The sequence below is a fragment of the Pontibacter beigongshangensis genome, from assembly GCF_014332515.1.
GTDB classification, from domain to species: Bacteria; Bacteroidota; Bacteroidia; order Cytophagales; family Hymenobacteraceae; genus Pontibacter; species Pontibacter beigongshangensis.
In genome coordinates, this window is the sequence record NZ_VFSD01000002.1 from 340237 (window position 1) to 354333 (window position 14097).

Sequence of the window (14097 nt, forward strand, 5' to 3'; positions counted from 1 at the left end):
GAAAAGTCATTCCATCTAAACTAACGAAAAAATGAACCTACCTGAAAACCTGAAGTATTCGAAAGACCATGAGTGGATCCGTGTAGAGGGAGACGTGGCCTATGTTGGCATCACTGACTTTGCCCAGAGCGAACTCGGCGACATTGTGTACGTTGACGTGGACACCATAGATAAGCAGATCAGCCAGAATGATGTGTTTGGCACTGTAGAGGCTGTAAAAACAGTATCTGACCTTTTCAGCCCGGTTAGCGGCACTGTGCTGGAGCTTAACGAGAAACTGGACGCCAGCCCGGAACTGGTGAACTCAGACCCATACGGCGACGGCTGGATCGTGAAGCTATCCCTAGATGATGCCAGTGAGTTGGAAGGCCTGCTGACGGCTGCCGCATACCGTGAGCTAACCGGCCAGTAATAACCACCGCCACGCCAGTACGACTTGATTCTACGGTACAACCTCTTTACAATAATGTGGGCAGCAGTGATCATGATCACCACACTGCTGCCCTCTACTGCTCTGCCATCCACCTCGGCCTGGGATCTTCTTACCTTCGATTCGTTTGCCCACATCTTTTTGTTTGCCGTGCTCACTTTCCTGATGATTGTGGGGCTCAAAAAACAATTTACCAATACAAAGCTACGGCACTACGCCATCCGGTACTCCCTGCTGATCTGCACCCTGTATGGCATTGGTATTGAGCTGCTCCAGGAGTTTGTTGTGTACGGGCGCCAGGGCGATATTATTGATGTCATCAGCAACACGATCGGCTGCCTGGCAGGCATCCTTGCCTTTAAATGGATTTACAAGGTTTAGTGTTTTAAGGTAAAGGGCAGTAGATAAAACTGCTGTTTATTCGGAGCAGCAGCAGCAGGAGAAACCTCCGGAGGGGCTTTTTGATTAGCAAAATTTGCCTCAGGGCACAGCTCCGGAGCGCATTGCCCTGCCAATGGGTTTTCCTTTACGCCATAAACCACACCATCCTACCAAACAAAAAACTTGAACCAACAAACCCTCCTGCTCCTCCTCTTCCTGATCACCAGCTTCCCGGCCAGGGCGCAGGACATGAGCAGGGTACGCCAGACCATCGACACGCTCTGCTCCCCCACCATGCACGGCCGGGGGTACATCTTTGAAGGCGACACCAAAGCGGCCAGCTATATCCGGGCACGTTTTGAGGCTGCAGGGCTCCAGCCTATTGGCTTCAGCTATTACCAACCCTTCTTCCTGCCCGTAAACCGGATTACCCACACGCCACAGCTGCAGCCAGATGGCAAACGGCTGAATCCAGGAACAGATTTTGTGGCACAGGCAGCCTCTCCTTCCGGCCAAGGAAAAGCTAAAGTACTACCTCTCGATACACTTATTTTTACTGATGCTACAGCAGCAAGCCGGTTTTTTAATCAGGACTTCCAAAACAAAGCGCTTGTTTACAGCCGGCAACACCAGCCACTGCTGCAAAAATTACCTTCAGCTTATCAGCAGCAGCTACAGCGTGCCAAAGCCCATATTGTGCTGCAGCCCAAAGCACTTATGACCTCCGTGGCACGGCAGCAGAGCGGGGCTCCTGTTTTTGAGGCATTGGCCACTGCCTGGCCCAACAAGGTAAAAAAGGTAAAATTTGATGTTACCGCCAATTTCGAGCCCGCTTACCAGACTCAGAATGTGATAGCGGTAATAGAGGGCAGTATCGAACCAGACTCATTCCTGGTTTTTACGGCGCATTACGATCATTTAGGCGGTCAGGGCAAAGACGTTTACTTTCCGGGTGCCAACGACAATGCCAGCGGCACGGCCATGCTGCTGGAGTTAGCCGCCCACTACAGCAAACCAGAAAACAAACCGGCTTATAGTATCGCCTTTATGGCGTTTGCCGCCGAGGAGGCTGGCTTGGTGGGCTCCTTCTTTTACACTCAAAACCCGCTTTTCCCGCTTAGCCAGATCAAGTTCCTGGTAAACCTGGATTTGCTTGGCACCGGAGACGACGGCCTGATGGCTGTGAATGGCAGCATTCATCCGGAGGAGTTCAGGTTGCTAACAGACCTGAACAAGGCAGGCAATTACCTGCCCCAGATCCGGAGCCGGGGCAAAGCAGCCAACTCCGACCATTACCCCTTCTCCGAAAAAGGTGTTCCGGCCTTCTTCTTCTATACCCTTGGCGGCACCACCGCCTACCATAATGTGCACGACAGGCCGGAGCAACTGCCCCTTACCCGATTCCCGGAAGTATTTAAGCTCCTTACAGATTTTGCGGCCGCTCTGCAGACCGAATAAGATGATTATTAAGCAGTTAGCCATTAGGCACCGATGGTGCCGTGTAGAAGAGAGGAAAGGAGCTATGGCAGCAGAATGCTCCGGAGGGGTGTTTTTATTCGAATAATCGCCGCCGGAGAGGCCACGTTGGTTTTATAGCAGCCCCTTGCCTGCCAAACCGGAACACAAACACAGGTTAAACGGAGGCCCGGTAATTTGCCGAATCCTATGCTGCAAATTACTTTAATTCGACACAAACGAAATATAACTGTCTGTAAAACAATTACATACTTTACTTTAAAAGAACGATTGTTAGCTTAAAATCATGGCTTAAGTCTAAAATAAATCGTATACTAATTGAAGTGAATCCAAATACAAGACTGCGGCTGTTACCAGTTCGAAGAAAAGGTTGAAAAAACAGCAGACATGCTACCTATCAGATAAAAAGACAAAATAAAAATATTTTAGGACTCCGGAGCAACTTTCAGATTGCTCGCACCATCTATAGAGTAACAAATAAATTTTTTAACCCTAAAATCATATCGCCATGAAAATCATCACTTTATTATGCGCCATAGTTCTGATGTTTGTCGGCATTATTAAAAAAACAGCAGACGATGTAAATGAGATCGCTGTAAGAACCGAGATGAAGCAATATCCTAATTTGCTGCCTACAGTAGAGGTAATAGCAAAACGTTTGCCTAAGTCTTAATACCGTTCCTGTTTACGGAAGTTAGAACGAGTACTACTTCCGCAACCAGATCACCGATTTTTCTGCTCCTGCTCCTTCCCCGGCCTCAGCCCTGCCTGTTACCAATCCTTTTTAATCAGCCATCAGGCTCAACAAAATTACTGCCACTCCGCCAACCACAGCCCATAGCCCTGTGTGCCCCCGGCACATAGCTGAAGATGAATTTATTTCGGGGCAGGTTGCTGATGATCATTGCGTTATATAATAATATAATTATTTTGTGCTGAGGGATTTCATCAGGGCAGGAAAGCAAATTCAGGTTTAGCTACCACCGTACTCTATTTCCCTGCCATGGTTGAAAACATTCCATTCTAAAATACAATCCTGTTTTAGTGGAGTGGTGGCTCATCATTGCCATCGGATACCAAGCACTAAAATGGAGGTTCGTTAGGCTTTCGCTGGTCAGGGAATAAGCTACAGGAGCTACCAGGAAAAGGCTGTTGCCCGGTACTCAGCCTGACGATTTTTTGTTGAGGAAAGGTGCCACCGAAAAACAAAAATGCCCTGTTTCTTTTGGCATCTCCATCCTTTATCAAGAAGGGCAGGCATTTCTGTCTAAAAAGCTAAAAGCCCCCGTAGCCATTAGGCTACGGGGGCTTTTAAAATAACTGGTCCAGTTGGTGCAGCAGACAGTTTTGCTGGCCTGTAGCTGCACAGGATTTATCTATTCATAACGGAACCTTCTGTTTTCGGCATGGCCTGAAACTAAGGCAGCAGCACGGCACGGTATTGTGTCTCATCCACAGTCGGGATTCTGGCACCGTATTTCGAGTTGATGGCTTTTATCATTTCATTGGCGATAAAAGCATACCCCCTTGGCGTAGGATGCACCCCGTCGAGTGAAAACAGGTTGCCAGTAATAAAGGCTGGAGAATAGGAGACCCCATCGCGCGAAAAACCACTGGCGACGCTCTTAAAGTAAGCATCGGAATCGAACAGGGCCAGTCCTTTGGCATCAGCCACCGACTTGATAATGGTGTTATAATCATTCGTAGCCGCCGTTACGTTTGCCTGCTCGGCTGCATCCAGCACCAGTGCGCTTGGCAGCGGGTTCCTGTCTGACAGACCAAACATCTGGGTAGTATCTATTTGGTATGTTGCCAGCAGGGCCACTAAAGTGCCTCTGATAACAAGGGCATTCTGACTGGGGCTTACCTGCTTGGCCAGATCTCGCCAATACAAGCCAGTTGGCTGGCCAACCAGCGTGGCATAAGGCGAGGCAGTAAGCGGGATAAGCACGCCATCCTGAGGCGTGTTTATTTGCGAAGGCGCAAACGAGATACGGCTGGCTCCTGCACCAGTAATGGCAAAAAGCCTTGTAATAGCCGGATTCAGGCCTAACAGTTGCCTTATAGATGCTCCGACCGTGGTGAAGAACGGGAGAGAAGTCACATTCGGAATAGTAGCCACTATGCCTTTCTGGCCCTCAGCTGTCAACGCATTCACCATATCGGAGAAGCGGACATCAAAGGTGTTGGTAGGCGTAATGTTATACACCGGATCGCTGGAGGCCCCACCGGAAGTAGCATATCCTAACACATCGTTGCTGCCCAGCCACATGCTGAAAAACGTGTGGTCGGCGGCCTGCACGCGCTGCAGGTAGGTCTGGTTTGCGTCGTTTTCCGGCGTAATACGCTCAAAGTAGCGGTTGCCCTGCGCGCCTCCGTAGCCGGGTGTCGTGATGTCGGCCAATCTTATATCCGGAATGCCGAAGTTCTGAACAGGGCCTGTGTACTTGGCAAAGCGCCCCGCCTGGTTGGTGGCCAGCTTATCGGTAACGGGCACAATAGTAGGCGCACCCTGGGCCGAAAGCCCGGCAAGGCGCAGGTAGCCGGAACCGTTTGCCTGCTCTTCGGAGAACAGCGGCTGCGCAAACTCGCCGCCCCCAACCGATCTGAACTGCTGTGCTAATATAGCGGGGTATGAGTTAAGCTGTCCTTCGCGGTACAGGCCTCTGTCGCCATAGCCAGCCGTAAGGGAGTTGCCTACGGCTATGTAGGTAGAGAAATCAGCCTCGCCGGGACTGGTGGTGGGTACATCTATTTCCGGTTCGCAACTGGCAAGAAATATACCGGCAGCAAGAGCCAGCATGCCTGGTTTATAGAAGAATTTTTTCATATTCAGGATGTAGCTAATCAAAATTTATAGTTCAGGGCAATACCAGGAATGTAAGCAATAGACTTGTAAGTGCCTGCTACGCCGCCAGACAGGTCAGAGGCATCGGTCCTTTTCTTTTTGTTGATGTACAGGAAAGACGCATCTACGCTCATGTCTTCAGACAGTTTGTAGCCAAAACCTACAGACACGCCACGAGAATCTGAGTCAGGCGTCTCGGGGGTGAGGTAGCCCTCCTGCACCGGGGTGCCATCGTAGTAACCGCCTGCCCGCAGGGCAAAGGCGTCAGATACCTTATATTCAGCGCCAACGCGGTAGATATAGGCATCTTCGTAGTTCCGGGCATTTTCTGCAAAATTGCTTCCGTTCACATCTTGGCTATAGTCAAAGCGCAGGCTCTTGTAAGCGCTCCAGCCTACATGGCTTACATCTACGGCAATGGTCAGGTCTTCGGATGGCATAAATCCTGCACCGAAGGTAAGGGTAGCCGGCAGAGGCAGCGTGGCATCGAACTCGGTGCCTGCCGGGAAGCGCCCTGCAATGGCCGGCGAGGTAGGCAGGTTCGAGAACATCACATCGCCGCCGTCTACTTTCATGTCTACTTTAGAGCGGTAGCTCAACCCAAACGACAGTTGCTCAGAAGGCTTAAAGAAAATGCCTGCGTTAAAGCCGATGCCGTTTGCTTTGCCATCCAGTTCTGCCTTGCCGTAAGCCCCTTCGGAGTTCTGGAGCGGAATATTGCGTTGCAGGTTCACACCACCTACCGCATACACAAAGCCGGCGCCGATGCCCAGCTGGTCGGTGATCTGGTAGCTAAGCGTTGGCTGAATAAAAATGGCCTGTAACGAAAGCTCTGACAAGCCAAAGCGCCCGTTCCAGTCGTTGCCCCAGTTCACAGTGCTGCCAAAAGGTGTATACACGCCCAAACCTGCCTTAAGCCTGTCGTTGATGCCAAACACGCCGTACACGTGAAAAGGAGTGCCCAGCGGGTTATCGGCTTTGGCAGTTGCTCCGCTTGGCTCCGGCGCCCGGTACGCGATTTTGGAAATGATACCGGAAGCGCCGATGGTTACGCCATTCTCCCGCAGGAAACTCATAGCACCCGGGTTAAAGAAGATACTGGAGGTACCGGTAGTGATGCCTGTGCCCGTATGGCCCATCCCGATCTGGCGCTGACTGGCCAGGTTTACCTGGTAGCCTCCTGCCATAGCCGCCCCCGATAGCAAAGAGCCACCGATCAAAGCTAAAATTTTTCGTTTCATAAAAGTTGTTTTGATTTTTTTGATAGCATTGGGTGTTATTCAACAATTTCCTACTTAAAACTGCTACTTATTGTTATTATAATTTGCAGTAAAAAAATCAGAATAATTTAAAAGGTTAATACGCGAAGACTAAGCAGAAGCAAATCAATATTTAAATAGATGAATATTAACTGTGTAGCTAGCAAACCTACTCAATATTTTTTAAGTGTTGCCATATTTTTCCTGCTAATTATTTTTCCCGGACTCTGCCAATGCCTCTGCCACTAGATCATCAGAAATGCATTAATTTATCTGTCCGGCAATGGTGCACCAACCGCCTGGTGTTTAGCCAACTAATTTAAGCGCCTGGAAACAAAAAGACCTGGTGAGGCGATAAGGTATATAAATTACCTGGTAACGCATTTCTGCCATGGTTTTGCCGCACCAGAGCAATTTATTTGAATTTTGCCCTTAACACGTTCTGCCATTCGGTGTAGTGTCAAAACTTTTTAGTTAAGAAGCTGCGGGTGCATGCCTTTATTTCGTTCCAAAAAACTTTCTGAGCATGCGGCATTATCTTTAACCTCCGCAATCCGTTAAACTACTCTCAAAAGAAAAACTGAGATGTACGATGTAATAATTATAGGTGGCGGACCGGCTGGCCTGAACGCTGCCATGGTGCTGGGGCGCTGCAGGCGCAGGGTCCTTTTGTTTGATACAGGTAAGCCCCGCAACCGGTGGTCTCACAGCATGAACGGGTTTATCTCGCGTGATGGCATTAACCCGCAGGAGTTTTTGGAACTGGGAAGGGCCGAACTTCAGAAATACAAGGTTGAAGTTGTGTGCAAGCTTGTGAAAACGGCCACCTACAGCAAAGGGCATTTTGTGGTGAACGACGACGAGGGCACCGTATATACCTCGCACAAGCTATTGCTGGCCACTGGCTTAAAAGACAAGTTGCCGAACCTACCTGGCCTGGAAGAACTGTACGGCAAAAGCGTGCACCACTGCCAGTACTGCGATGGCTGGGAGTCGAGGGATAAGGCGATTGCTGTTTATGGGCAAGGCAGGCGGGGAGTAGGGCAGTCGCTTGCCATGAAAACCTGGAGCGACAGCGTGACACTCTATACCGATGGCACCAACAAACTGACGCAGAGCGACTGGGACAAACTGAAGCTGAATGGCATAGCTGTTTGTACTGATAAAATTGCCCGCCTGGAAGGCGAAGACGGCAAACTGCAGCGCATTGTCCTGCAAAACGGAGAAGTGCAGGAGCAGCAGGCTATGTTCTTCAACACCGGCACCAAACAGCAGTGCGACCTGGGAACACAGTTAGGCTGTGAGTTTACAAGCAAAGGTGTAATAAAAACCCGCAGGCTGCAGAAATCAAATATTCCGGGGCTTTTTGTAGCCGGAGATGCCGCCCGCGATGTGCAGATGGTTATTGTTGCTGCTGCCGAAGGCATGAAAGCAGGCGTAGCCATCAACATGGAGTTGGAGCAGCTCTACCTGAAGCGTGAGCCGCAGGCCGGCAACAAGCCTGTGGCTGTATAGCATACTAAAGGCCGGGGAGCTGTGACACAAGGATGTGCCTGACCTTAATTTTACAGGGAAAGAGGCGCATCCTGACTTACCAGACCAGTGTCTGAAACTGCCTGGAACAGGTGCTCTTTCAGGCAATAGCGGTAACCTCTCACCAGCAGGTGCATGATCAGGTGCTCTACGGCTATGGGCTCGTTTTCCTCTACCTGCCGCGTGTTCGAGAACCGCACCTTGCTGGCATCAATGATCGTGACCACTCCCGTGCCAAACACTTCTACCTGATCGCCGCCTTTTATGATAATGCCTGTTTCCTCGCTCAAACCGATACCGGTATACTCCTGGTCGTGTGCCACGGCATGTGCCAGGCGACCAAAGCGGCCACGTTCAGCAAAATGGGTATCGATGTATACCTGCCGTATAAAGCCAAAGCCCTGCGTTGTCTTCATCTCGCCTTTTATGAGCGAGTAATGTCCATATCCATCATAGATCATCCTGTCAGACATAACGGCTGCCCCGGCACTGGTGCCGGCTATTATAATATCGTCCTCGATATACCGGCGCTGCATAATCTCCAGAAGCCTGGTTCCGCCCAGGAAACTGGCTAAGCGCACCTGATCGCCTCCCGTAAAAAATATAACCTCGGCTTCCTGTATCGCCTTCAGATTTAGGGAAGTGTCTGCATCGTTTGATTCGTCGATATGCAGGAGCATCACGTTGCTGCAGCCAAACTCCTCAAAGGCAGCTTTGTAGGCATTGCCTGAGTCCTCTACCTCTGTGGCAGCCGTAGCTATAACTACGATATGCGACTGCGCACTGCAAATCTGCGAGCGGATCAGCTTCAGCAACCCATCGTCGTCTCCCCCGCCTAGAGCTATTAATCTGCCTTTAATCATATGCCTCCCTGAGTTATTGTAGTAAAAATGTATGTTATACTGAAGGTAAGGCTTTAGAGTTAATAATAATAACCTTGGGACCTTCTTCTCAGGCAACCCGTGTGGCATTTGCACGCTGCCTGCAGGCTACTGTTCGTACCCGGACAGTAGCCTGTTCGGTTATGTACACAGCAATGGTGCCGGCAGGCCCGGAAATGCCTTTTGCGAGCCGGTAAGGGGCACAACAGATATTGGCACAGATCATGTATTACACAAAACACGCTCACGCTGATCAGCCATGCCCTTATAACCAGCTGATTTTCAAAACAATGAACTCAAAACAAAAACCTGAATCAAAAAAAATAAAGCCATGAAAATTATCATCTTGTTAGTAGCCATTCTTATAATGCTTGCCGGTATTATCAAAAAAACAGCCGATGACGTGCAGGAAATTGCCATCAGAACAGAGCTGAAACAATATCCGAACTTGCTGCCTACCATAGAGGTTGTCGCAAAGCGCCTGCCCCGTTCCTGATCTGATTCCCCAGTGAAGCACCGCAAAGCCAGGCACACCCTCGCAAAACCTGCCGCAGCAGAACCTCCGGAGAAGCGGGGTAATGTGCTGATGTGCTAATTTGACAATGGTTGATTGTTGAATGGTTGATTTGAAAATTTGGAGATGAAGGGTGCACCTTACCACATCTCTTAACTCTTTAAAAGGCCTTATGCCCTGAGTTGTGCTACGTGCGAGTATCGGGCTACTGAAATCCTGTTTCCTGTTGTGCTCCTGAGCCGCCAAAAGCCAGCCAATTTTTTTCTGGGCTATCCTGCTACAGCCATCTCAAAATTTATGCTACTTTTGCCTCTGGAAGCGAGATGCCAGGTGAGATTAATTTTTTGCAGACCATATGGGAAAAATACTGAGGCTCAATGAATACAATCATAGTGCCTTCCTCTATAAAGCGCAGCAGTTAGTGCTGAATCTGCTAACGCCTGCCAGGCATATAGCGGCGCAGCCTCCTGCACCTGAGCTATGCAACACCACCGGCACACTTGCCACAAAGACTGCCTATAGCCAGGAAACCCTGGAGAAACTGGAGCTTTCTGCCTTGCTTGCAAGTGCTGCTCAACCTGCCAGATTATATGATTTATCTAAACTGCTGACGCTCGAAGAGCAAAGTAAAGCGTTTTCATTTGATCTTGGCGAGGGCATGGCCCGGAAGGGACTGGCCGAGACCTGCTTCAGGGCAGGCAGGATATGCATAAAAATAACGCCGGAAGGCCTGAATTACTTAAAAGAACAGGAAAGCGAACATCTATAAACCCTAAGACTTTAGCACAGCTAATACCCCTCCTGCTGGGCTTTGGCAGGCGCGACGGCCCCCACCGAAGCGGCAAAGCGCAGTAGCAACAAGTAAAAACAAGCTTAAAAACAGGAATTATACTGTCGCAAAAGTCATTTGTAGCTTTCCACAGCAGTCTGGCCCCCAGCCGGACTGCTGTATTTTAAGCCCCTGCCGGTTGCCACAGCACGTGCTCCGGCAGGCTCCTGCCGCAGCTCTTAGCAAATGTCAGGTGCCTCGTTCAATTATTCTAATCAAAACGCCCCTCCGGAGGCTTTTTCAGGACACAAGACGCAGGATACAAGTATCAAGACATTCGTAGCACGATACTCGTATCACGTAGCATGACTCAGGGCACAAGACCTTGTAACGAATTAAGAGTTTTCAAAGCTTGCTCTGGCAATTCATTTCCAGATCTTCAAATCTCCAAATTGAAAAATTAGCACATCAGCACATTAATCCATTAGCACATTACTCCTTCTTTCTGAAAATATCGAGCGGACCGGACTTTTTCTCCTCCTTGGGCGGCTCCTTCTTTTTGAAGATATCCCGAAGGCCAGATTTTTCTTCTTCCTGTGGCGGTTCCTCCTTCTTTTTAAAGATGTCCAGTAAGCCGGATTTCTCTTCCTGCTTCTGGTTTTTATTCTTTTTTGTGTCTTCTTCTTTGTTGCCGAATGGCCACAGGCTTTTTTTCTTCTTTTTCTCAGGCAGGATAACGTACCGGATAGATATGCCTGTAGACAAGGCCACCCAGTCTTCGTGGTTGATGTGGAAAGCCGGTTTTATGTCCGCAGAAAGCAGGATGGGCAGGCCGTTTACTTTATACTCCACCCCCAGAATAGCATCCAGCCCGGTAAATGTGCCGTGGTCTTTCAGGTGCCCGATATGGCCTCCGGCACCTACATAATAGTTAAGGCGACGGCCGAGTATAGGCCGGTGCCATTCATAGAGCCCGGTGGCGCTAACATCGCGGGTGCCCACTGCAAAAATGCCTTCTATGGTCGATTTCTCGAATACCCGCTGCTGCACCGTGAGCCCAAGCCGCTCACCATCTAACCGAATACCGGCAGCCGTACGGTATACCTGCGCCTGACTAACATAGGCTGCTCCTATCAGCAGGAGGCCTATCCAAAAGCTTTTCTTCATGCTATAAAAATTCTACTGCTGCCCCTGCAAATACCTTACCTAATGCGGTGCCATGCGCCCTGTGCGGCAGGCGAAGTATCTGTTTTATAGGAAAGGGCATGAGTATCAGGGTGTAAGTTTCTTTTTGTACTGTTTTTGTGAAGAGGCCGTACATGATCAGCACCAACTGGCCAGTCCCCCTTCCGGTAAATTATTTGAATCAAAACGCCCCTCCGGAGGCAAAAAGAGACACAAGACGTAAGACACAGGTATCAGGATTTTAGTAGGCCGATACTCGTATCAGGTAGCACAACTCAGGGCTCAAGCCCGTTTAAAGAGTTAAGAGATATGGTAAGGTGCACCATGCATTTCCAAATCTCCGAATTTTCAAATCAACCATTCAGCAATAAACAATCAACCATTGTCAAATTAGCACATCAGCACATTACTCTGCATCACCCCTGAACCGGCCACGACCAGACTTTTTCTCGCTTTGCCGGCGCTTGCTTTCCAGCCGTTGCTTTACGGAGCCGTAGGTGGGTTTGGTTGGCCTGCGCTTTTTCTGTTTCGTAAGTGCCTGGCGCAGCAGCTCATAAAATTTGCGGATGCACTCCTCCTTGTTCTGCAGTTGGCTCCGCTCCGCCTGGCACACCACCTGCAGGAACCCGTCGCTGGTAATGCGGTTGGCCAGCTTTTCGTGCACCAAGGCTTTTTCCTCTTCTGAGAGCAGGCCGGAGGATGCCACATGAAACCGCAGCTCCGCTTTGCTGGACACCTTGTTCACATTTTGTCCGCCAGCGCCTCCGCTACGGGAGGCCTGAAACTCCAGTTCCCTGGCAAAGTCTCTTTCACCTAAACGCATATCTGTTCTGTTTCTTGCTCTGGCTGTGGCACCCGATCAGGTTTATCACAACCATACAACTCCTAATTACCGTAAACCGGATACGAGTTCCGGCAGCATTGGAGACAAAGAAAACACAAACAGCTAAAACCGCAGCTATGAAAAAAGAAATCGTGCCTAAAAAAGGCTCATTGGCCGCAGCGCGCATTCCTACTACAAGAACGGGTATGGGCAACCTATACTGCCAGCCAACCATTTCCGGTTCAACACCTCGCTGCCTATACCGTGCGGCCCCGCAACCCATTCATTAACTGCCTTACCGTATTAAGCTTATGCAAGAAAAAGACCATTGGTACAAAGCCGGCGTCTGGTATGCCCTCGACGTGGAAACTTTCCAAGATTCTGACGGCGATGGTGTGGGCGATTTTCAGGGCCTCATCAGCCGCCTCGACTACCTGGCCACCCTGGGGGTAACCTGTATCTGGCTGCTGCCCTTCTACCCCAGCCCCGGCCTCGACAACGGCTACGATGTAATGGATTATTATGACGTAGACAAGCGGCTGGGCTCTCTCGGCGATTTCACGGCTTTTGTGCGCGAGGCGAAGGAGCGGGGAATGCGCGTGCTCATCGACCTGGTGGTGAACCACACCTCGCATGAGCACCCCTGGTTTCAGGAGGCCCGGAAAGACAAAACCTCCAAGTACTACAACTACTATATCTGGCGGAAGGAAAAACCAGAAGACTCGCATGCTGAGCCGATGTTCGGTGGCGAGGAAGACGACATCTGGTCTTACGACGAGGTGGCGCAGGAATATTACCTGCATCGTTTCTACAGTCACCAGCCCGACCTGGAGATCACCAACCCCGACGTGCACAAAGAGATCTTCAACATCATGGGTTTCTGGCTGGCGCTGGGCGTGTCCGGGTTCCGGGTAGATGCTGCTCATATTTTGGTGCAGGACGACAACAACGAAAGCAGAGACCACTTTTACGAGCTGCTCGAAGACATGCGCTCTTACATCAACACCCACAGCCAGGATGCCATATTGCTGGCCGAGGCCACCGGGCCGCCAGAAATGATCGGCAACTTCTTTAAAGATGACAGCCGCATGCACATGGCCTTTAATTTTCTGATGAACCAGCACCTGTTCCACGCCATGGCCATACAAGAGGCGGAGCCGCTGAAGAAAGGCTTCGCCCTGCTGCCTGACAAACCCGAGACCTGTACCTGGCTCAACTTTTTGCGTCATCACGACGAGCTGACGCTGGTAGACCTCGACAGAAAATATATTGAAGAGACTTTCGCCGCCTTCGCCCCGGAAAAAGACATGCAGATTTTCGGGCATGGCATACGCCGCCGGCTGGCCCCCATGCTGGGCAACAACAGGCAGCGCCTGGAGCTTTGCTACAGCCTCATGTTCAGCCTGCCCGGCACCCCGCTCATTCAGTATGGCGCCGAAATTGGTATGGGCGACGATTTGTCGTTGCCTGGCCGGGTAAGCGTTCGTACAGCCATGCAGTGGTCTTCCTGCTCCAGGAACGGAGGCTTTTCCACTGCCCCAGCCGATAAGCTGGTGCGGCCCGTGATTAGTGGTGGCGAGTATGGCTTTGAAAAGATTTCGGTGCTGGAGCAGCAGAACGACAGCTCATCCTTGCTGGACTGGATGGAGCGCATGATCCGGATACGGCGGCAGTGCCACGAACTTGGCCGCGGCAACTGGGAACTGATTGAGACCGGGCACAAAGCCGTGCTGGCGCATAGCTGTACGTTACAGCACACCATGGTCATTTTCCATAACCTCAGCGACAAATCCTGCTCCGTCGCAGCCCCCGCACTGCTAAAAGAAGCAGCGGAGATGTCAGAATACCTGAGCGACCAATCCTATAGCCGTCCCGAGGCCACGCTTGAGCTCGGCCCATACGGCTACCGATGGTTCAGAATCGTGGGCGAAAAGAAGTGAACAACAGATAGCAAGCCACAGGAATTTAGCTGATCATAAAAAAAAAGAGACAGAAGAA

At 50.4% G+C, this 14097-nt stretch carries 13 protein-coding genes; 8 read left to right on the forward strand and 5 right to left on the reverse strand.

The features are described 5' to 3' along the window. Positions 1 to 31: 31 nt before the first annotated feature. From gcvH to FJM74_RS03530, 4 genes are all read left to right on the forward strand, one after another. Complete coding sequence (gcvH, locus tag FJM74_RS03515) at positions 32 to 412, forward strand: glycine cleavage system protein GcvH (RefSeq protein WP_187261162.1); 381 nt, start codon at positions 32 to 34, stop codon at positions 410 to 412. Between the two features lie 54 nt (positions 413 to 466). Then, positions 467 to 811 (forward strand): VanZ family protein, encoded by a 345-nt coding sequence (locus FJM74_RS03520; RefSeq protein WP_241738933.1) that lies wholly within the window; start codon positions 467 to 469, stop codon positions 809 to 811. A 183-nt stretch (positions 812 to 994) separates the two neighbouring features. Continuing rightward, positions 995 to 2269: a M28 family metallopeptidase gene (locus tag FJM74_RS03525; RefSeq protein ID WP_187261163.1), complete on the forward strand. Its 1275-nt coding sequence runs from the start codon at positions 995 to 997 to the stop codon at positions 2267 to 2269. A gap of 526 nt (positions 2270 to 2795) precedes the next feature. Continuing rightward, positions 2796 to 2960, forward strand: a complete 165-nt coding sequence (locus FJM74_RS03530) for a hypothetical protein (RefSeq protein WP_187261164.1) — start codon at positions 2796 to 2798, stop codon at positions 2958 to 2960. 744 nt (positions 2961 to 3704) lie between these two features. Here FJM74_RS03530 and FJM74_RS03535 read toward each other — a convergent pair. Together FJM74_RS03535 and FJM74_RS03540 are read right to left on the reverse strand one after the other, a co-directional pair. Then, positions 3705 to 5117 carry an SGNH/GDSL hydrolase family protein gene (locus FJM74_RS03535; RefSeq protein ID WP_187261165.1) on the reverse strand — a complete coding sequence of 471 codons (1413 nt, stop codon included), beginning with the start codon at positions 5115 to 5117 and terminating at the stop codon, positions 3705 to 3707. 17 nt (positions 5118 to 5134) lie between these two features. Next, positions 5135 to 6376 carry an OmpP1/FadL family transporter gene (locus FJM74_RS03540; protein ID WP_187261166.1) on the reverse strand — a complete coding sequence of 414 codons (1242 nt, stop codon included), beginning with the start codon at positions 6374 to 6376 and terminating at the stop codon, positions 5135 to 5137. A 603-nt stretch (positions 6377 to 6979) separates the two neighbouring features. On the opposite strand from FJM74_RS03540, the gene FJM74_RS03545 reads away from it, so the two are divergent. Beyond that, complete coding sequence (locus tag FJM74_RS03545; protein WP_187261167.1) at positions 6980 to 7909, forward strand: NAD(P)/FAD-dependent oxidoreductase; 930 nt, start codon at positions 6980 to 6982, stop codon at positions 7907 to 7909. A 50-nt stretch (positions 7910 to 7959) separates the two neighbouring features. Here FJM74_RS03545 and FJM74_RS03550 read toward each other — a convergent pair whose 3' ends face one another. Further along, positions 7960 to 8790 (reverse strand): cyanophycinase, encoded by an 831-nt coding sequence (locus FJM74_RS03550; protein WP_187261168.1) that lies wholly within the window; start codon positions 8788 to 8790, stop codon positions 7960 to 7962. 349 nt (positions 8791 to 9139) lie between these two features. Between FJM74_RS03550 and FJM74_RS03555 the strand changes: the two genes are divergently transcribed. Together FJM74_RS03555 and FJM74_RS03560 are read left to right on the forward strand one after the other, a co-directional pair. Beyond that, the gene (locus FJM74_RS03555) at positions 9140 to 9304 is read left to right on the forward strand and encodes a hypothetical protein (protein WP_187261169.1); all 165 of its coding nucleotides are present in this window, start codon (positions 9140 to 9142) and stop codon (positions 9302 to 9304) included. A gap of 373 nt (positions 9305 to 9677) precedes the next feature. Continuing rightward, positions 9678 to 10091, forward strand: coding sequence for a hypothetical protein (locus FJM74_RS03560; protein ID WP_187261170.1), 414 nt, complete (start codon positions 9678 to 9680; stop codon positions 10089 to 10091). A 492-nt stretch (positions 10092 to 10583) separates the two neighbouring features. On the opposite strand, the gene FJM74_RS03565 is transcribed toward FJM74_RS03560, so the two are convergent. Both FJM74_RS03565 and arfB read right to left on the reverse strand, forming a co-directional pair. Then, on the reverse strand, positions 10584 to 11258 hold the full coding sequence (locus FJM74_RS03565) for a hypothetical protein (protein ID WP_187261171.1): 675 nt from the start codon (positions 11256 to 11258) through the stop codon (positions 10584 to 10586). A 424-nt stretch (positions 11259 to 11682) separates the two neighbouring features. After that, on the reverse strand, positions 11683 to 12099 hold the full coding sequence (gene arfB, locus FJM74_RS03570; protein WP_187261172.1) for an alternative ribosome rescue aminoacyl-tRNA hydrolase ArfB: 417 nt from the start codon (positions 12097 to 12099) through the stop codon (positions 11683 to 11685). A 311-nt stretch (positions 12100 to 12410) separates the two neighbouring features. Here arfB and FJM74_RS03575 point away from each other — a divergent pair, with 311 nt between their 5' ends. Then, a complete protein-coding gene (locus FJM74_RS03575; RefSeq protein ID WP_187261173.1) occupies positions 12411 to 14039 on the forward strand; it encodes an alpha-amylase family protein in 1629 nt (542 codons plus the stop codon). Positions 14040 to 14097: the final 58 nt, after the last annotated feature.